This is a genomic window from Brevundimonas sp. TWP2-1 (assembly GCF_049897645.1).
GTDB lineage: Bacteria > Pseudomonadota > Alphaproteobacteria > Caulobacterales > Caulobacteraceae > Brevundimonas.
In genome coordinates this window covers 1400583-1425974 of sequence record NZ_JAFCWR010000001.1, presented here as the reverse complement: position 1 = coordinate 1425974, position 25392 = coordinate 1400583, and the positions used below count along the sequence as shown (strand labels likewise).

At 64.4% G+C, this 25392-nt stretch carries 21 protein-coding genes and 1 tRNA gene; 10 read left to right on the top strand and 12 right to left on the bottom strand.

Features of this window, described 5'->3' with window-relative positions; all coding sequences use genetic code 11:
- Positions 1 to 82: 82 nt before the first annotated feature.
- A complete protein-coding gene (locus tag ACP7BH_RS07060; protein WP_425982639.1) occupies positions 83 to 1906 on the bottom strand; it encodes an acyltransferase family protein in 1824 nt (607 codons plus the stop codon).
- A gap of 308 nt (positions 1907 to 2214) precedes the next feature.
- Here ACP7BH_RS07060 and ACP7BH_RS07055 point away from each other — a divergent pair, with 308 nt between their 5' ends.
- Entirely contained in the window at positions 2215 to 2865 is a 651-nt protein-coding gene (locus ACP7BH_RS07055) for a hypothetical protein (RefSeq protein WP_425982642.1), read from the top strand.
- Positions 2866 to 2896: 31 nt separating this feature from the next.
- Here ACP7BH_RS07055 and ACP7BH_RS07050 read toward each other — a convergent pair whose 3' ends face one another.
- Positions 2897 to 4219, bottom strand: coding sequence for a VOC family protein (locus ACP7BH_RS07050; protein WP_425982645.1), 1323 nt, complete (start codon positions 4217 to 4219; stop codon positions 2897 to 2899).
- A gap of 71 nt (positions 4220 to 4290) precedes the next feature.
- Entirely contained in the window at positions 4291 to 4941 is a 651-nt protein-coding gene (gene msrA, locus ACP7BH_RS07045; protein WP_425982648.1) for a peptide-methionine (S)-S-oxide reductase MsrA, read from the bottom strand.
- 139 nt (positions 4942 to 5080) lie between these two features.
- Between msrA and ACP7BH_RS07040 the strand changes: the two genes are divergently transcribed.
- Positions 5081 to 5170, top strand: a tRNA-Ser gene (locus tag ACP7BH_RS07040).
- A 448-nt stretch (positions 5171 to 5618) separates the two neighbouring features.
- Here ACP7BH_RS07040 and ACP7BH_RS07035 read toward each other — a convergent pair.
- From ACP7BH_RS07035 to ACP7BH_RS07015, 5 genes are all read right to left on the bottom strand, one after another.
- The gene (locus ACP7BH_RS07035) at positions 5619 to 6350 is read right to left on the bottom strand and encodes a LuxR C-terminal-related transcriptional regulator (protein WP_425982651.1); all 732 of its coding nucleotides are present in this window, start codon (positions 6348 to 6350) and stop codon (positions 5619 to 5621) included.
- 122 nt (positions 6351 to 6472) lie between these two features.
- Complete coding sequence (locus tag ACP7BH_RS07030) at positions 6473 to 7345, bottom strand: hypothetical protein (RefSeq protein ID WP_425982654.1); 873 nt, start codon at positions 7343 to 7345, stop codon at positions 6473 to 6475.
- 64 nt (positions 7346 to 7409) lie between these two features.
- Positions 7410 to 10031: a fimbria/pilus outer membrane usher protein gene (locus ACP7BH_RS07025; RefSeq protein WP_425982657.1), complete on the bottom strand. Its 2622-nt coding sequence runs from the start codon at positions 10029 to 10031 to the stop codon at positions 7410 to 7412.
- A gap of 9 nt (positions 10032 to 10040) precedes the next feature.
- A complete protein-coding gene (locus ACP7BH_RS07020; protein ID WP_425982660.1) occupies positions 10041 to 10790 on the bottom strand; it encodes a fimbria/pilus periplasmic chaperone in 750 nt (249 codons plus the stop codon).
- A gap of 79 nt (positions 10791 to 10869) precedes the next feature.
- A complete protein-coding gene (locus ACP7BH_RS07015) occupies positions 10870 to 11460 on the bottom strand; it encodes a hypothetical protein (protein WP_425982663.1) in 591 nt (196 codons plus the stop codon).
- Between the two features lie 396 nt (positions 11461 to 11856).
- Here ACP7BH_RS07015 and ACP7BH_RS07010 point away from each other — a divergent pair, with 396 nt between their 5' ends.
- Positions 11857 to 12513, top strand: a complete 657-nt coding sequence (locus ACP7BH_RS07010; protein ID WP_425982666.1) for a helix-turn-helix transcriptional regulator — start codon at positions 11857 to 11859, stop codon at positions 12511 to 12513.
- A gap of 473 nt (positions 12514 to 12986) precedes the next feature.
- Here ACP7BH_RS07010 and ACP7BH_RS07005 read toward each other — a convergent pair whose 3' ends face one another.
- Both ACP7BH_RS07005 and ACP7BH_RS07000 read right to left on the bottom strand, forming a co-directional pair.
- Positions 12987 to 13679, bottom strand: coding sequence for an IS6 family transposase (locus ACP7BH_RS07005; protein WP_425982669.1), 693 nt, complete (start codon positions 13677 to 13679; stop codon positions 12987 to 12989).
- Between the two features lie 169 nt (positions 13680 to 13848).
- On the bottom strand, positions 13849 to 14940 hold the full coding sequence (locus ACP7BH_RS07000) for a DUF2332 domain-containing protein (protein ID WP_425982672.1): 1092 nt from the start codon (positions 14938 to 14940) through the stop codon (positions 13849 to 13851).
- A gap of 421 nt (positions 14941 to 15361) precedes the next feature.
- Here ACP7BH_RS07000 and ACP7BH_RS06995 point away from each other — a divergent pair, with 421 nt between their 5' ends.
- Both ACP7BH_RS06995 and ACP7BH_RS06990 read left to right on the top strand, forming a co-directional pair.
- Positions 15362 to 17191: a methyl-accepting chemotaxis protein gene (locus ACP7BH_RS06995; RefSeq protein ID WP_425982675.1), complete on the top strand. Its 1830-nt coding sequence runs from the start codon at positions 15362 to 15364 to the stop codon at positions 17189 to 17191.
- Between the two features lie 216 nt (positions 17192 to 17407).
- Positions 17408 to 19897: a TonB-dependent receptor domain-containing protein gene (locus ACP7BH_RS06990; RefSeq protein WP_425982677.1), complete on the top strand. Its 2490-nt coding sequence runs from the start codon at positions 17408 to 17410 to the stop codon at positions 19895 to 19897.
- A gap of 356 nt (positions 19898 to 20253) precedes the next feature.
- Here the strand turns inward: ACP7BH_RS06990 and ACP7BH_RS06985 are convergent, their stop codons facing one another.
- Positions 20254 to 20514, bottom strand: coding sequence for a hypothetical protein (locus tag ACP7BH_RS06985; protein ID WP_425982679.1), 261 nt, complete (start codon positions 20512 to 20514; stop codon positions 20254 to 20256).
- Between ACP7BH_RS06985 and ACP7BH_RS06980 the strand changes: the two genes are divergently transcribed.
- Together ACP7BH_RS06980 and ACP7BH_RS06975 are read left to right on the top strand one after the other, a co-directional pair.
- On the top strand, positions 20513 to 21634 hold the full coding sequence (locus ACP7BH_RS06980) for an MFS transporter (RefSeq protein WP_425982681.1): 1122 nt from the start codon (positions 20513 to 20515) through the stop codon (positions 21632 to 21634). The genes ACP7BH_RS06985 and ACP7BH_RS06980 overlap by 2 nt on opposite strands.
- Before the next feature lie 101 nt (positions 21635 to 21735).
- Positions 21736 to 22368 (top strand): response regulator transcription factor, encoded by a 633-nt coding sequence (locus ACP7BH_RS06975; RefSeq protein ID WP_425982683.1) that lies wholly within the window; start codon positions 21736 to 21738, stop codon positions 22366 to 22368.
- 3 nt (positions 22369 to 22371) lie between these two features.
- On the opposite strand, the gene ACP7BH_RS06970 is transcribed toward ACP7BH_RS06975, so the two are convergent.
- A complete protein-coding gene (locus ACP7BH_RS06970; protein ID WP_425982685.1) occupies positions 22372 to 23943 on the bottom strand; it encodes an ATP-binding protein in 1572 nt (523 codons plus the stop codon).
- Positions 23944 to 24127: 184 nt separating this feature from the next.
- Between ACP7BH_RS06970 and ACP7BH_RS06965 the strand changes: the two genes are divergently transcribed.
- From ACP7BH_RS06965 to ACP7BH_RS06955, 3 genes are read left to right on the top strand one after another with little or no spacing between them, the layout of a single operon-like run.
- Positions 24128 to 24649 carry a Dps family protein gene (locus ACP7BH_RS06965; protein ID WP_425982687.1) on the top strand — a complete coding sequence of 174 codons (522 nt, stop codon included), beginning with the start codon at positions 24128 to 24130 and terminating at the stop codon, positions 24647 to 24649.
- A gap of 45 nt (positions 24650 to 24694) precedes the next feature.
- Positions 24695 to 25060, top strand: a complete 366-nt coding sequence (locus ACP7BH_RS06960) for a response regulator transcription factor (protein ID WP_425982689.1) — start codon at positions 24695 to 24697, stop codon at positions 25058 to 25060.
- Between the two features lie 11 nt (positions 25061 to 25071).
- Positions 25072 to 25371, top strand: coding sequence for a UBP-type zinc finger domain-containing protein (locus tag ACP7BH_RS06955; RefSeq protein WP_425982691.1), 300 nt, complete (start codon positions 25072 to 25074; stop codon positions 25369 to 25371).
- The last annotated feature ends 21 nt before the right edge of the window (positions 25372 to 25392 follow it).

The following is a 25392-nucleotide window of genomic DNA, read 5'->3' as shown; positions in this document are numbered from 1 at the left end:
CAACACGAAATGCATAGTCGATCACATTCGCGCGATTTTCAATCACGCAATGTTGATCAGGGCAAAAAAAGAGGGGGAAAATTTACAGCGGAGCTTCGAACGCGGCGGAAGACGGGCGCGGGGCCGGCGATTCCGTGGCGACCGACAGCAGTTTACGATCCAGAACCCAGGCCGCAACCCCGACCCAGCACACCAGGACGATGGCGTAGATTCGCTCCCACCAGCCGACATTGGCGTCGTTGACCGTGCCGGGGAAGACCAGATGCTTGGTCAGGACCGTCAGGATCGCCATGACGACGAAGGTGACGGCCAGGAATATCTTCAGGCGCGGCAGGTCGCGGCGCCTGGCCAGGCCCCACAGCAGAAGGACGGGGGCCAGCTGGATCCCCAGCGCCAGGTTGATGACCATGTGGCGCGGATCGGGCCAGGGCCACAAGGTGGAGGCGGACATGCCCGCCCCCGCCAGGACGAAGACCACGGCGATGACGACCCCGGCGACGCGCGCCCCGGTCAGGGCATAGACGGCCAGACCGAAACCGATGCCCGCCAGCGCCGCCATGACGCCGGCGACGAAGACCCCGCCATTGAAGATCATCGGCGCCCGCGCGGTCGCCCCGCCCAGTTCGCTGAGATACTGGGTCGCGTTGTTGAAGCCGGGGTAGGCCAGGATCGCGGCGGCCACGACCGTCAGGGCCAGAAGCGGCGCGGCGACGCCCACGCCCAGCAGGCGACGACGGCGGTGATAGCGCAGCCGGGGCTTGAGCAGGGCCTGAAGGTCCAGCGGCCATGGCCGGTCGTCCAGCGGCTTCAGCCCCCACAGCGGCCGGATGGCGGGAATGCGCCGCACGACCTCATAGACCGCCAGGCTGCCGACGAAGGTGACGGCGATCAGGGACAGCAGTTCGATCGGCGCCGGAAGATTGGCCGGACGGATGATCCAGACCGCCGCCACCAGCACCGTCTGGTGCGCCAGATAGAAGGGGAAGGTGGCCTGGGTCAGATAATTGAGCACCGGCCCGCCCCGGTCGCGCAGATGTTTCGAGCCGAAGCCCAGGATGGCGACGATCACCGCCCACTGGTCGATTCCATAGACGACGGCCTTGGGCACGCCCCAGAAGGCGCGGCCGCCCGGATGCCAGACCTGGACCATCATGATCGGCAGGGCGACCGCCGCCAGGGCCAGGGCGACCCAGCGATAGCGCTCTATCGTGCGCCACAGGCCCTCGCGCCTGACGATGCTGAAGCCGAACAGGAAGGCGACCAGCGACAGGGCGTGATTGTACCAGTCGTTGTGCAGGGTGTTTGTCAGGCCGAACCAGGGGAACAGGCCGATGCGGATGGCGATCAGATACAGGATCGGCAGGATCAGCAGCCACGGCCCCCTGAGCGTCTTCTCCAGTCCGTCGCCCAACCGCTCGATCAGGCCCGGCACGCGCCACAGCAGGACGGCGACGAGGCTGTAGACCGCGATATAGACGATGAACCACAGGTGGTTGACCGGGACGCCGTCGGCGAGGCCGCTCCAGCTGAACTCATGGCCCAGCCAGGCGACATAGCCCGCGACCCCGCCGGGCCAGCCGCCCTTGTCCATCGACTCGATCCAGGACTGGATCGGCACCAGAACCAGAGCCCCGAAGATCAGCGGCGGAACCAGCCGCGCGAACCGCGTGCGGGCGACCTGGCGCGGGGTGCGCCGGAAGGTCATGAACCGCAGCGCCGCGCCCGACACCAGGAACAGCAGGGTCAGCCGCCACGGATTGGTGATCAATATGGCTTCGCGCATCCACTCGAAGGTGTGGGCGCTGTGGATGTGCCAGTCGTAGACCCCGTAGACCAGGCCCACATGATACAGGATCAGCAGGCCGAAGGCGCCGATCCGGATCCAGTCCAGATCATAACGGCGCACGGACGGGGATACGGACGGGTTCACGGCCGCGTCTATGATCCGGGGACGCGGATCAGGCAAGACGCCCGATGGACGCGGACGAGACGGATCAGGCGGCGGCTATAACTTCGAGTCAGGCCCTAACTCATCTAGGCGGACGTGCCGACGACGGCCTTGCTAACCGTTTCGAATCAATGCGTGCTTCAAATCTGGTTGCCGCACCTGACCTGTCACCGGGTCAAAGCGTACTTCGTATTTATGAGTTGCCCGCTCCTTTTGGTGGCTGGCGTTTAATCGGTGATCGTCAGCTTAGCGAAAGGAACGGACCAATGGCCGTGCTGCGCCTAACGCCCGCAAATTTGGTATTTATGAAACGGAGCCTCAGAAAGGCTTATCCTGATGTCAAATCCTCGCATTTGACCGAGGCCTTAGCTGCTGCGGTAGGATCAAAGACGCATGCGGCGCTGATTATACGACTTGAGGCTCAAGAGGTTGTTGCCCGCATTGATGCCTTGCGGTGGCAAAACAGACTCTATGAGCTGGGCAATACGGTGCGCAGTGATAATCTGACTGCTGTAATAGAAGACCCGGATTTGCCTGATCGTTGCTGGATCGAGGTAAAACGAGGTGATCGTCAGGGCATAAATGATTGGTTCTACGCTTGCCGGGCCGTAGATGTTCCCAACGTTATTATCAGTCCGGGTCGGAAGTATGCTCGGCTTGAATGGGACTGCATCTCGACCAGTGGACGCGGAGACAAGGGCATTAGAGGGGATAATGCGCGAGCATTGGGACGTTGGCTTTTCAACAATTTCCAGCACCGTGCAAAGAATGACCCGGGCCGCCCTGTGTTCGAGGGCTCATCTTTTACAGGAAGAATAGAACGATTATCGCCAGACACGGCAAAAGTCTTGGCAGACGACTACTTTTTGGCTTTGACGGCTGCCATTGCGGAGGCAGCAAGCCTGAAGGCTGCTTAGCGACCTGACGAATGCCCGGATAATCGGAAAATTAGACGGGAACGGTGATCCCCAAAGCCTTCAGGGTCGCTGTGATGGAGGCGTCCTGTTCGGCGCGGTACAGGGCCATCTCGTCCTGGACCGGGCGGCCCAGGGCCTGTTCGAACTCGGCCTTGGCCGGGTCGACGGCATAGGCGGCGGCGCGCGCCTCTGAACCCAGGTTGGACTGGAAGATGCCGGCGGCGCTGACGGGTAGGAAGTCCTCGTAGGTGATCGGCTCGGCGACGACGTGGCCCAGGGCGATCAAGGCGTCCAGATCGGCGGTCTCCGCCCGCGCGGCCAGGCCCTGCGGCGTGGCGCGATAGCGGAACCAGGCCAGGTCGCCGCGTCGCAGCGCGTCCCAGTCGTCGGGCAGGGCCGAAAAGTCCTTGGACGCCAGGGCGGCGTCGTACAGCGCGCGTCCGGCGGGGGTCAGGGCGCAGCCGCGCTGCTCGATCTCGCCGAAGCGGGCGGTGTGGGTGCCGGCGGTGGTCCCTTGTTCGCCGGGGAAGGCGATGGCCTCCTCCAGCGCCTTGAAACTGGTCTGGCGCAGCAGGATGGGACAGGCGCGGGCGGGCGGGCCCTCAATGGTCTCCTTGGGCGTGATGCCGCGTTCGGGCATGGCCGCCTGGGCCGCGTCGATGTCGAGGGTGCGCGGGGTCAGGTGGTTGATGTGCGGCCCCTTGAAGCTGACCACATCGGCGATCAGGCGGTGGGCGGCGACCAGCCGTTCATAGGTCGCGGCGCTGACCGTCGCCTGGGCGTGCCAGCGGAAGGTCTCAAGCAGTTCGGACACGAAACGGTCGGCTTGGTGTTCGTCCAGACCGCCGGCGGTCTCGGCCGTCGCGATCAGGTCGCGCGCGCCAGGGGTGAAGATGTCGCGGCGGGCCAGAGTCGCAGCGGCCTCCTCGCGCAGGGCTTCGTCCTCGATCAGCTCCAGCCGCAGCAGCGACGTGAAGACCCGGAACGGATTGCGCGCCAGGGCGGCCGGATCGACGGGGCGGAAGGCGGTGGAATGGACCGGCACCCCGGCCGGGGCCAGATTGTAATAGCTGACCGGCGCCATCCCCATGACCGCAAAGGCGCGGGCGATGGTCGCCAGTTCCGCCGCCGTGCCGACGCGGATGGCGCCGTGGCGTTCCTCCGACAGGCGGGCCAGTTCGCCCGACGCCGCCAGCCGGTCCGCGCCCACCGCATCGGCCTTGATCGCCTGGGCGTTGATGTCGGCCACCAGCGTCAGCAGGTCGCCGTATTGCGGCACCTCGGCCCGGTACAGGGCGGACAGGGCGGCCGAGAACCGGCTGCGGATCTCGTCAGGATGGACGAAGGCGGACATGAGCGCTCCCACTTTTCGGCGATCCATAGGCCGGTCGGCCGCCGGTTGGAACCCGGCGGCCGCATCGAACGTCAGGCGTCGACGCCGACCCCGATGGGGCAGACCACGCCGGTCCCGCCGATGCCGCAGTAGCCGGCCGGGTTCTTGGCCAAATAGCCTTGGTGGTAACCCTCGGCGTAGAAATATTCGCCGGCCGGTTCGATCTCGGTGGTGATCGTCCCGCGTCCTGCCGCCGTCAGAGCGGTTTGGTAGGCGTCGCGCGAGCTTTCGGCCTCGGCCTGTTGCTCAGCGTTCAGGGTGTAGATGGCTGAGCGATAGGTGGTGCCGACGTCGTTGCCCTGGCGCATGCCCTGGGTCGGGTCATGGTTTTCCCAGAAGGCCTTCAGCAGCTCGGCATAGGTGATCACCTTCGGATCGAACACCACCTTTACCACTTCGGTGTGGCCGGTGCGGCCGGTGCAGGTCTCTTCATAAGTCGGGTTGGGCGTGATCCCGCCGGAATAGCCGGCCGACGTCACCCAGACGCCCGGCAACGACCAGAAGATCCGCTCCACGCCCCAGAAGCATCCCATGCCGAAAATGGCGGTCTGGAAACCTTCGGGATAGGGGCCCTTCAGTGGATTGCCGCTGACGTAGTGGTTCGCATCGGTGGCCAGGGGCCCGGCGCGACCGGGCAGGGCGGTGTCGGCGGTGGGCATTTCGGGGCTTTTCTTGAACAGCATTTGCGGATCCCTCATCGGAAAATGGCTTTGAAGTCCATATGGGGATGCGAGAGGCGCTTGCCGAGGGGGCGAGTGTGTTCTATCAGGCCCGCCTCCCGCCGGATCGACCTCCGGCGGCGCGCAAGACGTGGCGTGAAACGGACAGGTGGCGGAGTGGTCGATCGCGCACGCTTGGAAAGCGTGTGTAGGTGAAAGCCTACCGAGGGTTCGAATCCCTCTCTGTCCGCCACACACCCTGGCTATCTTGTCTCTGCCATCTGACTGTAAGCGACGGGTCCCGGCACCACAGGACGCTGCCACCTTTAAAGTCCTGTGCGGGCAGACTGAGTAGCCTCGAAATATCGCCTAATCGATCGGATTGACACGTCCGATCTCTGCCTGGTCCCGCGATGGAGGACTTGCCTATTCCCTGTTAATTGCATCTTTAAATCTATCACACGCTTCGTCATATATCTCGAAATCCGTATTGACGGGCTTTCCGGACGCAAAACGAGTTCCTTATCAACCTTACGCCGACTTAGCCGGACACTAATACTGGTGGCTATCATCACCACCTTGCGTCGCGTGTCTTCATAAGAGGCTATGGCGTGAAGGCCCGCGTCCGGGGCGAATCGGCATAGGTTGACGAGGCGGACGCGGCGCCGTCGGCGTGTCTTCAGCCGAGCCGGCCCTGAGGTTCAGTTCGTCAGCTGGAAACTCAGTCTCAGGACGCCGGTGATGCCCTTGACGCCCATGCGCATGCAAATGGCCCGCAGGTGGGCGCGGACGGTGTGGATCGACATGTCCATCTTGCGGCCGATGTCCTTGGGGGCCTCGCCCTGGGTCAGGTGGGCAAGGACCGAGAGCTCGGCGCGGGTCAGGCCGAAGATGGCGCGCAACGGCTCCATGCCCTCGACACCCATACAATGGGCGGGCCGCGCCGTCGCGAAGATCCGCCCGGCCGCATCCGGCGCCGTCGCCAGATCTAGCAGGCACCAGGCGTCGTCGCCCGCCCGAAGCAGCAGCCGGCCTTGAGGTTGTCGACCTTCCATCAGGCGCGTCACCAGAGTGTCGAACTCGGCGCGATTACGGTGGGTGGGACAGATGAAGGCGCCGCCTGAGCCGAGCACCCCCGCAGCGATCATGGCTCTGGCCCTAGCGTTGGCGCGAAGCACGCAGCCTTGAGCGTCCAGAACGAACCGGGCGATGGCGTCATGTTCGAACCAGGCGGTGCAGTCCGCATGGGTCAGGGATGCCGGATTTCTAGTCGGCCTGAACGGCGTCAGGCGCTGCGTGAATTTTTCCTCCAAGACCGCCGTCGCGGCAAGGTTGTTCCGCTGCGGCGTCGCCGCCGCCATCTTCTGCTCATACATTCGCGCCACCCAATGTTCGAAGACCGCCAAGACCCGGGATATGGCTGTCGGTCTCAAGTCTGAGATCTAGAAGGGCCGGCCTCTCCAAGCCGTTCGGCCCATCGCGTTAACGTGTTATCAGTTTGATCTTTAGGCCGTAATCGCCGTCATGGGCTAACCATGATGGGGTATGCCCGTGGTCAGTGCGGCGAGATGTCGATGGCGATCACGTCCTGATAACGACCGGCCATCTGACCCTTGACCTCGCCTAGGGTGAACAGCATCGGCAGCGACATGCCGGCGAGGGTGCGCGGGGGATCGACGTCCTTGGTCCACGGCGCCGTCAGATCGACGGCCGCGCCGTCCAGTTCGACGGCGTAGGGTACGCTGGACTCCGTCTCCACATCGCCCTGGCGCCGCATCACGCCCTCATGCTCGGACTTGATCGAGATGACCGACGGCGCATTGGCGCGGACCTGGACGAAGATGCGCCGGGTCAGACCGGTGGCGGCGTCGCCGAAATCCACCACTTCTACGCTGGAGCCGGACCCGAAAGCGCCCGCGGCGCCGGCCAGGTTCAGTTGCGCCCTGGGCGTCGAGACCAGCTGCATGCGCACCGGGATGGGGGCGAGCAGGGCGGTCCCATCGGCGTCCTCGACCAGCAGCTTGAGGTCGCTGGCGTAGGTTCCGGCGTCGGGCACGGCGTCCACGACGATGGCGGCGTCCAACTGGGCCTGACCTGTCGCCTTGCCGGCGAGGGTGTAGTGGAAGACCCCCGGCTCGACGTCGGAGGTCTGAAGCCCGGACGCTTCTCGCGGGCGGAACTGCACCCCCACCCCGCCTAGGGCCAGGCTGGAGACGGCCGCGCCGCCGTCGTCCACGAAGGACAGTCGCAACTCGCAGGCCTCGTCGCCCTGGTTCTTTAGGCCCAGGTCGATAGCGCCGCTGGACGGGCCGATGGCGAAGGGATTGTAGTTGATGACCACCGTGTTGGGGCTCTGGCTCAAGGCTAGGTCGCAAGCTCTCGCGTTCGAGGCCATCAGGGTCAGGAGCGCCGCCAGGGCTAGTGACACAGCGAGCGTCACAGTGTCTGACCAAGTCAGGGCTGGCGTCTTGCGGTTCCCTAGCCCCCTGCGGCTACGGCGGCGGCTGAGACGTGCGGATTTCGCCGACATCGACTGTTCCTTCCACTTTCTCGGGAATGATGAATTCGCCTACCACCGCGCCCTGGATCAGCAGGCGATAGCGACCGGGGGCCAGGCCGTCGGCGACGAATCGTCCCGAGCGGTTGGTGAAGAAGGGCTTGCCCTCCGCATCGGCTGGGGCGTCCACCGCCTGGATGACGCCGCCAGCCAGGGCGACCGGCCCGCTGGCGGACATCAGGACGCCGCGCGCGGTGCGCGACGCCTCGCTGCCCACGACGACGCGATAGCCGTTGCCGAAGCCGGGGAAGATGTTGATGACGCCGCTGCCCAGATCATAGCCCTGCGGCAGGGGATCGGCCTCGATCTCGTAGCGATTGACGCCGTAACCGCGATCCAGGCCCACCAGCGCCGGACCCAGCCATCCGCTGTGCGCGACCGTATAGCCGCTGGAGTCCGTCAGGTTGATGCGTGAGCGCGACAGAGTCGGGTGGGGCGTTGCGATGACGAAACCTTCGCGGGCCGAACGCCCCACGCCGAACGCGCCGTCGGCATAGCCGATCATCGTCGACAGCCGCCACAGCGATTCCTGGCGGGTCGCGCCGCCCGGTTCCGACGACACGAGCCGGTTGGACACAAGCTCGGCGTCGAACCGATTGTTGATGTAGCGCAGGTCGGCCGTGACCGCCTGGTTGCTGCGATCCCGAGACAGCCGCACATCGCCGCTCAGGTCGTTGAGACGACCGGACGAGGCGCGCGACAAGCCCACCTCGCGGAAATCCTTGTCGCTGTCGTAGCGTGCAATGCTGCTCCAGCGTCCGCCAAAGCGCGATGTCAGCGTCAGGCCGAAGCGATCCTCGTCGCGACCGTCGTCCGTCGATCCGCGCTGCCAGGTCAGATTGACCGCGAACCGGCGAAAGGTGCGCCCCAGGCCCAGGCTGTAATCGGTGCGGTCCTTGCGGTCGCGACCCTTCACGAAGGCGGCGCCGCCGCTGATCGAATAGTCGCGAAAACGCACCAGCAGCCGCGCGGCGGCGCGCCATTTCTCGTTGTTGAAGGCGGACGGGTCGAAGGCGCTCTGAAAGTAGCGGCTGGTCGCCTGGGCCGACGCCACCAGGCGCGCATCGGCGTTCTTGCCCAGCGCGCTTTCGAAAAGGTAGTCGACCGAGGCGACATAGCCGTTGGTGCCGGTGTCGCCATTGTGGCTGGCGGCGCCGCTGAGCTGGACCAAGCCGAGCTTCGATCCCCATGTCGCCATCGCGCCGGCCTGGCCCTTGCGGTCGGCGATCTGGGCGTTGGCGCCGACCGTCAGGACGTCGGACAGGCCCTTGCGGACAAAGCCGCTGGTAGCCAGCGTAGAGCCGTACTGAAGATTTCCGCCTTCTTCCAGCACCCCCGCCGACACGCCGAAGTCCACCACGCCCCGATCCAGAAGGCCGGCGCCGCCGAACAGGTCGAACACGGCGATCTCGCGCTGCCCGTTGTCGTCCTCGACCAGCAAGCGAACCGTATTGGCCCCCTGCGCGAAAGGAAAATCGCCGATGGAATAGGGGCCGGCGTCCAGGCGGATCCGCTCCACCACCACGCCGTTGACCTCGACGACGACCAGGGCCGGGCGGTCGAGAATGAACTGGCGACGGCCTGCAGGGCGCACGTTCTGGAACGGACGGATCGTGGAATAGGCCCGTGCGGCCGACACGCCCAGAAACCGCTGCGAGCCCTGGAAACTGTCGATAGGGGGCGCGAACTCGCCGGCGGTCAGACGCACGGCGGATTTGAAGATGTCCTTGGTCAGGCGGATCTCGCGCCGCTGCCAGCGGCCTTGGTCGTTGCTGCCGTCATAATCGATGCCGGTGGTCAGGGTGACGCCGTCGAAGCCGCCGAAGTTGGCGAACATGTCGATCCCGCCCTGAAGCGGCGAAAACTGACTTTCGGTATGGGAATAGAGCTGGGCCAGGGCGATGTTCGCGCCGGCCGAGAAGTTGGCCGGCTGATCGAAGGCGGCCGGGTCGATCACCGGGTTCTGGGAGAAGCCGACATCGCGCCGCGCCCGGCTTTCGGGCGTGGATGTCGCGATGAATGTCAGGGAAAGGGGATCGAAGGTCAGGGAGAAGCCGTCGCTGGACAGGTCCGCCATATTGACCTTCGTCTGGGTCGCGATCCGGCCTGACAGGGTCGTGAGGAGATCAGACCCGACCTGGGGCCGCAACAGGTCGAGCAGGGCTCTCGCGTCCACCAGCCCCTGGCCCTGGCTATCGACCGCGCCGCTGATGTCGCCCAGATATTTGCCGTCCAGGGTCAGCGGCCCCTGGATCGGCGTGAAGACCGATGACGGCCTGACCGCGGGAGACTGGTCCTGGGCGGGGGGCGCTGCGGATGGGGGTGGACCTGGGGCTGAAGGCGGGGCGTCCGCAGCCCCGCCGGAGCTGTCTTCTCGATCGATCGCGACGACGACGGAATAGTCATGGGGCGCCGTGCGCATGACCTCGTCGGTCAACTGGATCGGCCCGGCGTGCGCCACGGTGGCTAGGCCGCCGCCCATGCAGGCGAAGGCGCCGATGCGGCGGAATGCGGTTCGCGCGCCGGACCGCCCGCCCTTAGAGGACTTGCGGGCCATCGCCCGCCCTCACAGCAGCACGATGGAAGCGGTGAGGTCGCCGGATGCCGAGGCGGCGAGGGCCGCCGGTATCTTCACCTGACGCGTAGCGCCGCCGGCGATCACGCTGACCTGGCCGACATCGACGTCGGCGGCCGGCACTTCGTGCGACTGTCCGTCTGCGGTCTTCAGGATGATCCTGGACTCCCGGATATAGGCGAAGCCAGTGCCCGAGTTGCGGGCGGTCAAAACGACGTCGCCGTTCGCCGCGCGCGACACCGTCGTCACCTCGATTTCAGCCCGCGCCCGTGGCGGGGCCACGAAGACGTAGGTGTTGATGGTGAAGGCGACCTGGACATCGGCCCCGGCTCCGCCTTCGGTGGGAGTCGTTTGCATGTTGATCGGCAGCTGAGCCGCCCGGACCAGATACATCCGTCCTTCCTCGGCGGCGTCGCCGGTATAGCGGACTTGGATCACCTGTTCGCGATTGGGCGGGATGACGGACTGGACGGGAAAGACCAGGATGTCCTTGTCCTCTTCGACCAAGGAACGGGCGCCGGTTTCGTCCACCTGCATGCGGTAGGTTTCGATCTCGACGGTCGCCGGGGTCGCGCTGTCGTTCCTGACGGTCATCCGATAGCTGGATCCGCCGCCGGACGGCGTGATCTTGGACACCATGGGCGAGACGTCCATGGCCTTGGCCGGCGTCGTAGTTCCCGTCATCAGGACTGTCGTCAGGGCCGTTGCGGCCATCAGGGTAGCGAATTCACGACGTGTCATTGGTTGCCCCCGTGTTCTGTAGAAATCCCTCAAGAAGAAGCAGGGGGCCGACCGAAGTCGGCCCCCTTTTTCGCTGCAATCAGGCGGGATCGAGCGAGAAGTTGAAGATTTCCGTGTAGGTGCCGGCCGGAGCCGATGCGGCGCCTGGACCCGAGGGAGAGGCGGCGCAACCCGAGGAGCCGGGGTTGGTCGGATCGCCCTGCGTTCCGCCCACACCGCTGCCGCCGGGGACGTTGTAGCAGAGGTTCAGGAACAGATCGCCGTAGACGCCGTCAGCCAGCTTCTGGCTGTAACCGCCCGAGTTGGTGATCATCGCCGGCTCGCCGGGATAGGTGTCATTGGCGGCGAAGCCCAGGCTGGGGATTTCCGGCACGGACAGATCCCAGTCGTAGTTGATCAGCTTGCCGGCAGAAGACTTGAAGTCGCCGTTGGTGGCGCTTGAGGTCAGCTTTGCGCCGGTCGCCGAATTGCACGACATACGCAATGTGGTGACCTTTTGACGTGCGCCGTTGGCGACCGCGACGTTACCGCCCGCAACATTGGCCAGGCCGATGCCACAGAAGTTGGTCACGGTGGTCGAGACACTCACGTTGGTCTGAGCGCTCGACACGGCCGGCATCGCCAGCAAGGCCGCGGCAGCAGTCGCCGCCGCAATAAGATAGGTCCGCATAATATTCCTCCAGCTTTTCAATATTGTTGCCCGCCCAACGAGATCGGCAGGGGCCACAATGTCGTGGCGTCTTTATCTATTCACGGCTGGAGCCCGTCCTGCATCGTCAAAGAAACTACCGATTATTGTCTAGTTAATTTTCGTATCGTTGTTGCGAGAAGGAATGCACAAACGAAGCCGCTCCATGATCTCTACGGAAAAGGAGGGCGCCGGTCTTCTAGACCGGAGCGGATTGCGTCGTATTCGCAGGCGTCAACCTCTCCCCAAACTCGGGTATGTCAATTCTCCGTGCGGTTGGATACGACAGCGGGGTGAACTGTGCCCGTTGAATGCTCGACCGTCGGAATGGCTGTTCACGGTTCGAGCGTAGAGGCCCAGGCATAAGGGAGGGCTGGGATGATCGTGGGCGTAACGGGTTTTCTCGCCGTGGGAAGCGACGTCGGTGATTTCGACGCACGCCAGGGCGACCTCAATTTTTACGACGATGAAGAGATCATCCCGCCCTGGTCTCGCGCCATTGCTGCCTGGGTGAACATCGACCCCCGCGCCAGGATGCTGCTGTCGCGTTCAGGACGCATCGGCTGGGCCAACGACGCCGCCTTTCGCATGCTGCGAGACGCCGGCGTGTTCAGGGTGGTGGACGATCACCTTGTGTCCGACAGCGGAGCGACGGCGGCGGCGCTCGCGCGTCTTCTTCAGGAGGCCGCGCCAGGCGCAGCGACCTATGCCGTAACCGCCATGGACGCCGATCGGCAATGGCTTCTACGGTGTCAGCAACTGATACCGGGCGACGACGACAGCATCGGGTTCGCCGCGCACAGAATGGCGGATCGCATCTGTTACGAAGCGATGCTTCAGATTCATCATCTCACACCCAGCGAAAAGCAGATCGTGACGATGATGCTGGCGGGGATGGAAACAGGGCGTATTGCGCAGAAACAGGACATCTCCATCGAGACGCTGCGCACCCATATCAAGCACGCCTATCGCAAGCTGGATGTCACCAGCCGCGGCGAACTGTTCGCCAAGGCCGTGGATTTCGCGGGCCTCTAGGCATTGAGGGGAAGCGTATTTGGACGCGTGATCCGTTCCGCGTCTAGGCTCCATAATGCGTCAAGCCGCCGGACCTTGCGCGCCTAGCGGCCGAACGCATTGTCTTGGCCGATCAGAAATCGGCGGGGCGCGCTGGCTATATGGCCCAGACCGCCGAGTTGCCTGACGGAGGCGGGAAACTAGGTGCTGATGGATCTGATCGAGGCTCTGCGCCGGTCGATTGCAACATTGCAACATTGCGGCCTTCGGCGAGGCTTTCGAAAAAACGTGACCATCGGAGCCGCGCTGGCCAGCCGCACAACGCCGGGATGGGGAATGTCGCCTTTTTGACCTCAAGGCCGAGTCTGCTCTTGGCGCATGACGGACGCTCCGGAGCAGGAGAGGGCAGAGCGCTATTGCGCCTAAGCGCCATTCGCTGAAATAGCGTTGTCAGCTTAAGTCGGCGGGCCACAACTTGGTCAGGCCACCGCACCTCAGGAGGTAGCCACTGCCCAAGCCCCACCAGCCCCCGCGCGAAAGCGACGAAGGTTCATGCGGCTGATGAGATGTCGTTGGACGTAGAAGGTGTTGTAGATCGCAGCGTGGGTGGTGAGAAAGCGCTGGGCTGACGCCTGGGATTTGAAGAGCTGCTGCTGTCGCTCCCGCCGGCGTATCGGCAGGTGCGAGTTCTCGGCTCGATTGTTTTCTCGCAGTCGGCCAGGCGAATGCAGGTGCCGCAGGCCAAGTTGGCCCAGCGCCGACTGGTAAGACCCGAGGCCATCGGTCACGATCTTCTCTGGCTCGACAGGCTGATTTCGGAGGAGACGTCGAAGCAGCCTCAGTGCCGCGTCGGTGTCCCGCCGTCGCTGGACGACAACGTCCAGCACCTCGCCTTCATCATCAACCGCCCGCCACAGAAACATGCGCTTTCCACCGATCGAGCAAACGACTTCGTCGAGATGCCAGCGGGGAGACGGGGAGGGGCGAAGCTTCTTCAGCCGCCGTGCGATCTGAGGTCCAAACTTGATCGTCCAGCAGCGGATCGTCTCGTAGCTCACATCGATTCCGCGCGCGGTCATCAGCTCTTCAACGTCACGAAGGCTGAGGCTGAAGCGAAAGTAGAGCCACACAGCCTGACGGATCACCGCCGCTGGGAAGCGATGGCGCTTAAACGATAGCGGCTTCACGAAATGCGATCTCCGATCAGACCGTTAGGCGGTCTGAAGTGGAGACAAGTTAGCGTTAGACTGACAGCACCGATCGGTGGTCTGGCGACCTAAGCAGAGCGTGCGAAAGTTGACTTCGCAACACCGGCGCGCGTCGGATCGAAGGCTGGCGGCGATGATTGGATAAGGCTCAAGCCGCCAAGGCTGCGGCGGGAGAGGGCAGCCATTCCAGCCAGTCGCCGTAGGGATGGCAATGGGCGAGGACGCGGGTTTCTCCAGTCGGCCAAACGGTGAGGCGCAATTCCACCTGGCGGCGGTCGGGGGTCCACTCGAAGCTGATCCAGAGGAGAGGATGGGCAGCGTCCGCACGTCCGCCGGCGGCCGACAGCAGCGAAGAAATTTCGTGTCGGTCGTCGTCACTCAGATACTGCAGCACCATTGTGTGCATGACGACGCGACATCGTCCTTCAGCCTGGGGCTCCGCCAAGCGATCGGCCAGCCAGGTCGTCGCATGCCCCTGATCAATGCGCGGGGGATGGGCTGCGGCGATACGCAGGGCGTGTTCCAGGCGCTGGCCCCGCGCCGGTTGGTCGGCCCAAGCGAACGCCAACAATCGCTCACGGTGGATTGGATTGCCGGCATGGAGGGGATGGAGATCGACACCGCGCGCCGCCACGATCGAGATCGGGTTGCGGGCCGGTGACGCGCCGCGCCACAGAGGCTCGATCTTGACCTCAGAGAAAGCGTCTCCAGCCCTGACCGGCCCCAAGGAATAGCTGTAGCGATCCAGATTCAGGTTAAGGCCGCAGCTGGACCCGAGCTCAAGCAGTTCGAACGGCATCGCATGCTCAAGCGGCGCAGCCATCAGTGCAGCCATGAGCGCGGCGGCCCGCGCCACCTCATTGGTTTGCGGCGGTTGAAGCATCCAATCGGCAATGTATCGGTCGTTCTGGGCGAAAGCCTCTGCGACGGCGCCGTCGAAGTCTTGATGTTCACGACGATACAGACTGGCAAGAGATTGCGATCGGCCTGCGCGCGCCAGAGCGTGCAAGGCGCCGTTGAGCCGCAGGGCCAGAGCTGCGGCGGTCTGATCGCCCTGCCAATCCCGTATCCTTGCGGCCGTGGCGGGCGCGCGAAACAGCTGTCTGCCAGCCGAGTCAAGAACCTCGGCGATGAAGGGGGACCCCATGGCGCGGCAACGCTCGGCCTGGCGCAGGAGCTCGTCGTTAAAGGGGTCGGCGACGGGGCAAGTCATCCAGTCACCAATCGCATCATTACGCATTCCGAATAAAACGAACTGTCACCAGTAGACTTCCGGCGCGAAACTGATTTCGCCCTGAAGTTGTGGGTCGGCGTTGTTTGAACCGCCCACCGTCAGTGTGACTTACCTATGATCACATGGTTTAACGACGGATGAATTATACGCGTCTGAAGCGGCCTTGGCATGCGAATTTCAACGTTCCAGGTTTAACTATCTTTTTAACCGTTGCGCTCTAAGGAGGTCTAGTCACCTGAAAAGCAGGGTGTTTTGACTGGCTCGGACATTATTTGGGTCATGGGGGTGGTGTCGGCTGAGTAATCGGCCTGCCTCATAGTCGTAAGTATAAGTGCGTAAAAGGGGCGGGCTCATGATGTCTAAGATGCGAATTCCGAGAAAGCTCCGGCTTTCTTTCATTCTGATCTGCGTTTCGGCGGCGATCATGATGGCGGTCTTCTTCGCGACGATCATGATGATCCGCTCGTCCATCGAGAGCAACAATCTCAGCCGCACGATCGAAGCCCAGGCGATGTCGCTGGAAACCGCGATCTTGCGTCAAAACAGTCAGTTCCGGGGTTTTCTGGTCACGGGCGACGAGACCTATCTGAAATCCTACTTCGAAGGGCGCGACGAGTTCGACAAGGTCGTCGTCGAGCTGCAGGGGCAGCTTGCAGGCGCTGAAAAGCAGGCGCTGCTCGAAAAATCGCGCCTGGCCACCTTGGCCTGGAGAGCCGATTGGGGTGATCGCATCATCGCCGAAGTTCGGGCGGGCAAGCGCGAGCAGGCCCAGCAAGAAGTCCGTGACGCCGGCAAAAAGGTGCTGGTCAGCGACGCCGTCCTGCCTCTGCGCGATCTGCGTGAGGCGGAAGCCGCCGTCACCGAGGCGAATCTGAAGCGTCAGGAAGCCGCGATCGTCACGGCGATCATCGCATTGATCGTCGGCGGCATCGCCCTGATCACGATCGCCATGGTCCTGTCGGCCATGCTCAGCCGCATGATCGCGCGCCCCATCACGGTCCTGACCGAGGCCATGGGGCAACTGGCCAAGGGCGACAACGACATCGTCGTGGACGCCAGCCATGCCGACGAACTGGGGGATATGGCGCGCGCCGTCCTGGTGTTCCGCGACACGGCGCTGGCCAAGGCTGATGCCGAACGGGCCAAGGCGGCCGCCGACCTGGCTAAGGACGCCGCCGAACGCGAGAAGATGGTCGCCGACACCGCGCAACGTCACGTCGTGGAGGAGTTGGACACGGCCCTGGAAGCTCTGGCCGCCGGCGATCTGACCCACACCATTCGCACACCGTTCGCTCCGGAGTACGAGCGTCTGCGCACGGCCTTCAACGTGGCGGTGCAGGGTCTGGAAGAGAGCTTGGCCAGCGTGGCTGGGTCGGCGCAAAGCGTTCGACTGGGCGCCACGCAAATCTGCTCGGCCTCCGAAACCCTGTCGCTGAGAACCGAACAGCAGGCGTCCAGCCTTCAGCAGACGACCACCGCGACCAATCACGTCACCGACATGGTCGGGGACACGGCGCGCAGCGCGGCCAATGCCCGCAACGCCATCACCCTGGCCAATGGCGACGCCGCGGACGGCCGAGTGATCGTTGAGGAAGCGATCGTCGCGATGGACGCCATCAAGGCCGGATCGCAGGAGATCGGCGAGATCATCAACATGATCGACGCCATCGCCTTGCAGACCAATCTGCTGGCCTTGAACGCAGGCGTCGAGGCCGCGCGGGCGGGCGATGCCGGACGCGGGTTCGCCGTCGTCGCCGGCGAGGTGCGCGAACTGGCCAAGCGCACCGTCGACGCCGCCAAGGACATCAAGCAACTGATTAGCCGGTCGTCGGAGGAAGTTAAACTGGGCGTCGATCGCGTCGGCGAAACCAGCGAGATGCTGGCGCGGGTCGTGTCCAAGATCGGCGACGCCAACACTCTGATCGTGGACATCGCGCACGGGGCGCAGGTTCAGTCCGAGAACCTGAAGCAGGTCAACAGCGCCGTCGGCAGCATGGACCGCATGACCCAGCAGAACGCCGCCATGGCGGAAGAGGCGACCGCCGCCGCGCGCATACTGGCGACCGAAGCCGACGAACTGGCGACCCTAGTTTCGAGGTTCAGGCTGAATGCGGCGACCTCTGGGTCGCTGTCCGCCGCGCCGGCGCCACGCCGAGACATTGTGTCCGCCCCCAGGCCGGCGCCCAAGGCCATCCGCACGGTCGGTGCGCTCGCCCTGTCGAGCGAGGCCGCCGATGACGACTGGAACGAGTTCTAAGATATCGATCCAGTTGATTGTAGAAGAAACCGGCGTAGCAATCCGAGCTTTGTAAGCGCCGTTATGTCAGTATTAATCCGTAGTCTGGCATTATAAATCATCAAACACATCCGTGTTTTATTGATGAGAGCCATGCAAGAAACTGCATGGAAGAATTTCCGAACGAAAATCAGTTGTCCAGTCGTCACACTGCAAGACAACGCCTTGGAGGCTTCCTTGAAATCCCTGTACTTCACGGCCGCGATCGCGCCGCTTATCCTCGCCATGCCTGCCTACGCGCAGACGCAGCCCGCGCCCCAGCGTCAGACCGCCTGGGAGGCCAGCCGGACGCGGGCCAATGACGACGTGATCGTGACGGGCGTGGCCAAGGCGCGCGACAGGCTGGACAGCGCGACCTCGACCAGCTCGATCAATGACGTCGAGATCGCCAAGATCGGCGCCTATTCGGTCAATGACCTGTTTCGCACCATTCCGGGCATTCGCGCCGAGGCCAGCACGGGCGAGGTCAACGGTAACTACACGATCCGCGGCCTGCCCATGGTCAGCACCGGCTCCAAATATCTGCAGTTCCAGGAGGACGGTTTGCCGGTCCTGGAGTTCGGCGACATCCTGGCGCTGACGCCCGACTACTTTCTGCGTTACGATTTCAACGTCGGACAGATCGAGTCGATCCGCGGCGGGTCGTCCTCGACCTTCGCCTCCAACGCGCCGGGCGGCGTGATCAACCTGATCTCGCAGACGGGTGAAATCGAAGGCGGCTCGCTCCAGGTCTCTTCTGGGCTGGATTACGACACCTACCGCGGCGACTTCAGCTATGGCGGCCACCTGAGCGACACCGTGCGCTTCCATGTCGGCGGCTTCTACCGCGAGGGCGAAGGCCCGCGTGACGCGGGTTTCACGGGCAACAAGGGCGGCCAGATCAAGGCCAATATCACCAAGACCTTCGACGGCGGCTTCGTGCGTCTGTACGGCAAGATTCTGGACGACACCGTCGTCGCCTATGGCCCGACGCCGTTGCTGGTTTCGGGAACTAACGACGATCCCAACTACAGCGACGTGCCCAACTTCTCGATGACGCGCGACACCCTGACGTCGCGCAACACCACGGTCTTCCCGCTGCTGGACGGCGACAACAACCTGAAGCGGGTCGATCTGCAGGACGGCAATCAGGTTCAGGTCCGCGCGCTGGGCTTCCAGACCCGCTTTAACCTGCACGGCTGGACCATCTCCGAACATATGCGTTACGCGCAACAGTCGGGCGATCAGTCCTTCAACTATCCGCTGGCCGTGGTGCCGGCGGCCCAGGCGCCCCTGGCGTTCGGCCGTCGTCCTGGAACCCTGGCCTATGCGACGGGACCGCGCGCCGGTCAGGCGATCACCAGCCCGACGACCCTGAACGGCAACGGCCTGCTGGCCTATTCGACCTTGGTCCACACCGACATCGACAGCCTGGACAACTTCACCAACGACCTGCGCGCCAACCGCGTCTGGAAGATCGGCGGCGGCGACCTGACGACCACCTTGGGCGTCTATTCGGCCCAGCAGGATCTGAAGTTCGATCGCCAGTACATCCCCTTCCTTCAGGACGTCGTGGGGGGCGGAAACTCGGCCCTGGTCGATATCTTCAATACGAACGGCACGCCCCGCACCCAGGACGGGGTGGTCAACTTCTTCGGTCCTTCGGGCGCCGGGTCCAACTCGCGCACGGACGTGACCTACAAGGTGCTGGCGCCCTACGCCTCGCTGAACTACCGGCTGGGCAAGCTGGCGCTGGGCGGATCAATCCGCTTCGACAGCGGCGACGTCAACGGCCGCACCGTGGCCAATAGCCTGACCGACGTGCGCACGATCGACGTGGACAACGACGGCGTCATTTCGGAAGCCGAGCGCACCTTCGCCTTCGCCCCCGCGGCCAGCGCCACGCCGGTCGACTACGACTACGACTATGTTTCGTATTCCGTCAGCGCGAACTATCGCGTCTCGGACAGCTTCTCGACGTTCGCCCGCTACAGTGAGGGCGCACGCGCGGCGGCGGACAAGATCCTGCGTTCGCCGGCCATCAGCTCCATCGACGGCGACCTGCTGCAGGCGGACGCGGCCTACGATCCGGTGAATCAGGCCGAAGTCGGCATGAAGTATCGCGCCAACGGCCTGTTCGCCAACGTCACGGGCTTCTGGGCCGAGGTGAGCGAAACCAATCAGCAGATCCGTGCGGATGCCGGCGGCGTCACCCGTCTGGTGCTGGTCCAGCGCAGCTACGAGGCCAAGGGCGCCGAGTTCGAAGCCGGCGTGCGTCGTGGTCCGTTCAGCCTGACCGGCAGCGCCACCGTCACCAGCGCCGAGATCACCAAGGCCGAGGATGCGGCCCTGGTCGGCAACTCGCCGCGTCGTCAGGCCGACCTGATCTTCCAGGTCATGCCCCAGTACGAGACGGACCTGTTCACCGTCGGCGCCAGCGTCGTCGGCACGACCGACAGCTATACCCAGGATGCCAACCTGCTGAAGATGCCGGGCTACGCCACGGTCAACGCCTTCGTCCAGGTGCGCCCCATCGACCGCGTCGTGCTGTCGGTGACCGCCAACAACCTGTTCGACGAAACCGCACTGACGGAAGTGTCGGCCGACGCGCTTCCCGCCAGCGGCGTCGTGCTGGCCCAGGCTCTGCCTGGCCGCACCGTCACGGCGGCCGTTCGCTTCTACTTCTGATCCAATGCAGGCTTCCGGGCGTCTTGCCCGGAAGCCTGCGACGGCGCCGATCAGAACGACCTGCGCTCAGGTTGAACGTCGCGGGATGCAGCTTGCCTGACCGGACCAAATCTCAAGCTGCCGCCGCCAAGCTGTTTCGGCCCGCGCGCGAAAGCATCGGAGGGTTGGTCGGCTGATGAGGCGTCTCCGGGTGTTGGAACTGCTGCTGTGCTTTCATCGTCGGTTTTGAAGGCAATCATCAAAGTCTGTCTGACGGCCAATATTTCGCCAAAGCCGCGATGGCTTCGGGCGTCCTGCTGTCGTCAGCGCTGTCAGATTAAGCGCTGTGGGCCGAAACTTGCGCGAACTGGCGAAATTTATGCGACAGCGACCGCCCAGGCCGCATCCCGGCCACCCGTCCAAAAGCCCATCTTCTTGGAGGCCGCGATCTTGTCGCGGATGCGCTCACCGGTGAAGGTCGAGCCATAGTAGCGGAAATGAACAAGAACGCGGGTGTCAGACTGGGCAGGATACGTCCGCGCCTTTGAACTGGAACCTCTTATGACAGAGCAAAACCAGCCTGCACCCGCAAACGCGGCCAGCGCGCCGGGCGTAAGCAGCGGCTTGATCTTCGCCATGGCCGTCGCCGCAGGGCTGGCCGTCGCCAACATCTATTACAATCAGCCGATGCTGGGGCTGATGGAGCGCGATCTGCCTGGCGAGGCGACGCGGTTCGTGCCTACGGTCACTCAACTGGGGTATGCGCTGGGTCTGTTCCTTCTGCTGCCGCTGGGCGATCTGATCGAGCGCAAAAGGCTGATCGTCGGGCAGTTCGTGGTGCTGGCTCTTGCGCTGGCGGCGACGGCGGCGGCGCCCGGCGCGGCCCTGGTCATCGTCGCGTCGCTGGTGGTCGGGGTGACGGCGACCGTCGCGCAGCAGATCGTGCCGTTTGCGGCCCACCTTTCGTCGCCGGCGAAGCGGGGCGCGACGGTCGGAACGGTCATGTCAGGCGTCCTGTGCGGCATCCTTCTCAGCCGGACATTGGCGGGCTTTGTCGGCGCCCACTTCGGCTGGCGCGAGATGTTCTGGCTGGGTGCGCCGCTGGCCCTGATCGCCGGCGGATTGATGTTCGCGGTCCTGCCGACAAGCCGGCCCGATAGCCGACTGTCCTATCCCGCCCTGCTGCGCACGTTGATCGATCTGTGGCGAGAGTTCCCGGCCCTGAGGCTTGCCGCCCTGACCCAGGCGCTGCTGTTCGGCGCTTTTGCGGCCTTCTGGACCATACTGGCGTTGCGGTTGCAGGAGCCGCGCTTTGGCTTGGGTTCCGATGTCGCGGGACTTTTCGGTGTGGTCGGGGCGGTCGGGATCATCGCCGCGCCCCTCGCAGGCCGGGTCGCGGACAGGCGCGGGCCGCACGAGGTGATCGCCCTGGGGGCGCTTCTGACCCTGGCGTCCTGGATCATCTTCGGCGCCTGGACCTCGATCGCCGGTCTGGTCGTCGGGGTCATACTGCTGGACTTCGCCGTGCAAAGCGCCCTCGTGTCGAACCAGCACGTCGTCTACGCCTTGCGGCCGGAGGCGCGCAGCCGGATCAACACCCTGTTCATGGGTTCCATGTTCCTGGGCGGCGCGGCGGGTTCAGCAATCGCCACGGTCGCCTGGTCGCGGTTCGGCTGGACCGGCGTGGTCATGCTCGGCGCCGGTGCGGCGACGATGGCTGTCGCGCTTCAGGCCCGTAGCCTGATGTCGAGGCTTTGAGCCGCCGACCCGACCTGGCCCTTGGTCGAGCGTCCACCGGATTGATCTGACGGCCCAGCTTCCGTAGGCAGGTGGGGAATGGATCATCCGGAGAGGGGCGATTGACCGGAACTGAGCTCGAAACGCCGGTCGTGATCGTGATCGACGACGATCCGATGGTGCGCCGCGCCTTGGATTCGCTGTTCCGGTCCATCGGCCTGGCGACCACCCTCTATGAATCCGCGACGGCATTTCTGGCGGATCAGCCTTCCAGCCGCGTCAGTTGCATCATCACCGATGTCAGGATGCCCGGTGTGAGCGGTCTGGACTTTCAGAAGGCGTTGACGGCGCAGGGCGTCACGACGCCGGTCATCGTCATAACCGGCCATGGCGACGTGCCGATGTCCGTGGGGGCGATGAAGGCCGGGGCGGTGGACTTCCTGACCAAGCCCTTCCGGGATCAGGATCTGATCGATGCGGTCAACGAGGCCCTGGACCGCGACCGGCGAACGCGCGAACGCGCCGGGGACGTCGCCGGCGTCGAGGCGCGCTATGCACAACTGACGCCGCGTGAGCGGCAGGTGATGGACCTGGTCGTCGGCGGCTTGATGAACAAGCAGGCGGCGGCTGAGCTGGGTCTCAGCGAGGTCACCGTCAAACTGCACCGATCCAGCCTGATGCGGAAGATGCAGGTCCACACGGTCGCGGATCTCGTGCGGCTGTCCCAAGACCTGACGCCCAAGGCCCGCGCCTGACCGTCAATCGGCGAGGACAGGCAAGGCGATCGACAGCCTGGCGCCGGCGCCCGGTTCGGAGATGATGGCGATGGTACCGTCGTGCGCATCCACGGTCGAACGGCAGATCGCCAGGCCCAGGCCCATTCCCTCGGCCTTGGTGGTGTAGAAGGCGTCGAAGGCACGCTGGGCGCTGTCGGCGTCGAACCCTGGGCCATTGTCGATGATGTCGATGACGGCCTGGCCGTCGTGCAAACGGGTTCGCACAGCGATGGTCGGATCGGGTGTTTCGGCCGCGGTCATGGCCTGGGCCGCATTCATCAACAGATTGACCACGACCTGTTGCAGCAGAACGCGATCCGCCTGGATGACAGCGTCAGCGGCGGCCAGCTGCGCGCTGATCGTAATGCCCATGCGGCGGAGATCGTGATGGACCAGGCTCAGCGCCTCGGTCGTCAGCATGTCCACGGCGACCCGTTCGGTCTCGGGCCGGTTGCGGCTGACCAGTTTGCGCACCCGCTTCACCACGCCGGTGGCGTGGCGGGTGGCGTGCAGGACATCGGCCAGAGCCTCGCGCGTCTCGTCCAGATTGGGCGGGGACCGGTCCATCCAGCGCAGCGCGGCCTCGGACGAGGTCATGATAGCCGCCAGAGGCTGGTTCACCTCATGCGCGATGGAGGCCGACAGCTCTCCCATGGCGGCGGCGCGCAGGGCCTGGTCAGCGTCCTGTTTGGCGAGGTCGAAGGCGAGCTGAAGTCGACGACGTTCGGCGATGTTCAGGATGACCGCCTGGACCCGATCCGTCTCGCCGCCCGGCGGCGGGAAGGTGATGGCGACGATGATCGGTATGGCCCGACCGTTCCGGTCCAGCACTTCGGTCTCTGCCTGATAGTAGCTGTGTCCCTCGTCGAAGGCGACCAGGAAGTCGATGAAGCTGCCGCCCGTCGGGGGCAGGATTTCCGCCAGCGTCTGGAAGAAGTCCTCCTTGCGTTCGACGCCCAGCAGCCTCAGCGCCGTGTCGTTGGCGTCGGTGATCGGGATCATCTGCTGGGTTTCGCGAACGAACTCGGGGCGCTGCATCAGATAGCCGCGCAGATCCTCCACCCCCGTCTCGCGGAGCCGCCGCAGGGCCGTCCTCAGTGGGGCGAGATCGTGCTCCCAGATGCCGACGGCCAGGGTGTTGAAGATGTTGCGATAGCGCGCTTCGCTGACCCGCAAGGCTGCCGCCTGGCTTAGCAGCGTCTGACGGTCCCGCAGGGTCCTGACGACCAGAAGGCCGGTGATGCTGATGGCGGCGATGCTGACGCAAAACCGCAGCAGGGTCGCGAATTCCGGGTTGGGGCCATGGTCGTACAGCAGGCTGAAGGTCGCCAGCCCGATCATTCCCGCAAACAGGAACTGGATCTTTCGGACCGACAGGAACTCGCCCAGCATCAGCAGAGGCACGACGTAGAAGACGGCGACGGCGCTGATCAGGGGCGTGAAGGTGTCCAGCAGGAAGATGGCCAGGATCAGCGGCGGGCTGATCCACAGCCGCAGGCGGCGCAGCGCCTTGGAGGCAGGCCAGGGTCGCGCCTGATCCGGTCGGACTGACATCACGCTGCTACTCCCCTGCTTGCCGCCCACGCTTACGGCAGGGAGCGGCGCAGCGGCAACGAAAGGATGAGGCGGCCGATCCGATGTCCGCGTTTCCATCCAAATTGCAGAGGGCGCGAGCAATAGGTTACCGACACGCAGGCCTAGGGTGCAGTCAACGAACAAGCCCCGAAAGGATCGCGACATGGATGACCAAGCCCTCAAGACCCGCCGTCTGGCGCCGCTTCGGACCCCGACGGGTCTGACGACCGAAGCGACCCAGGACATCGGCGGCGCGCTGAACGCCCTGCTGGCAGATGTCTTCGCCCTCTATCTGAAGACCAAAAACTTTCATTGGCACATGTCCGGTCCGCACTTCCGCGACTATCATCTGATGCTGGACGATCAGGGCGACCAGATCATCGCCATGACCGATCCCATCGCCGAACGCGCGCGCAAGATCGGCGGAACGACCCTGCGCTCCATCGGTCAGATCAAGACGCTGCAGCGGGTGCTGGACAATGACGCCGACTACGTCAGTCCCGAGGACATGCTGGCCGAGTTGCGCGACGACAACGCCGACCTGGCCCAGCGCATGCGCGCCGCCCACACCGTCACCAGCGATCTGGGCGACGTGGCGACCACCAGCCTGCTGGAGAACTGGATCGACGAGACCGAACGCCGCGTCTGGTTCCTTTTCGAGATCAGCCGTCGCGGAAACGTCTGATCACCCTGACTGGCTCGCCTTTGGCGGTCGCCGAGTATCGCAAAAATGCAGTCGCCCCCTCTGGTCGCAGTCGTCGACGACGACAGCATGGTTCGTTCCAGTCTGACACGACTGCTGCGATCCATGGGGCTTCAGGCGCGCGCGTTCGACTCCGCCGAGGCCTTTCTGGCGGGTTCGAACGAAGCGGTCGATTGCGTGATCTCCGACATGCAGATGCCCGGGATGAGCGGCCTGGCGCTGCAGCGGGTGATACGCGCCAGTCGACCCGCACTCCCGGTGATCTTCATGACCGCCTTTCCCGACGCGGTGACCCGCACACGGGCCATGGCGGAGGGGGCGGGCTGTTATCTGGAGAAGCCGTGTTCCGCCGATGATCTGTCGCGCTGTCTCGACCGCGCGCTCAACCTTTGACCGAGGCCGCCATGACCTGCTCCCACCTGAACACCATCGCGCCTGTGACGCCCAGCGCGGCGGGATGCGAGGAATGCCTGAAGATCGGCAGCTGGTGGGTGCATCTGCGGCTGTGCCGCGAGTGCGGTCACGTCGGATGTTGCGATGAATCGCCGAACCGCCACGCCCGTGCGCACTTCAACGCCACTCAGCATCCGATCATCGAGGGTTATGATCCGCCCGAGGGCTGGGGCTGGTGCTACATCGACCAGCAGGAGGTGGATGTCGGCGCGCCGACGCCGCATCCGGGACCGATCCCGCGCTTCTTTTGAATGACATATCGAACGGCCGCT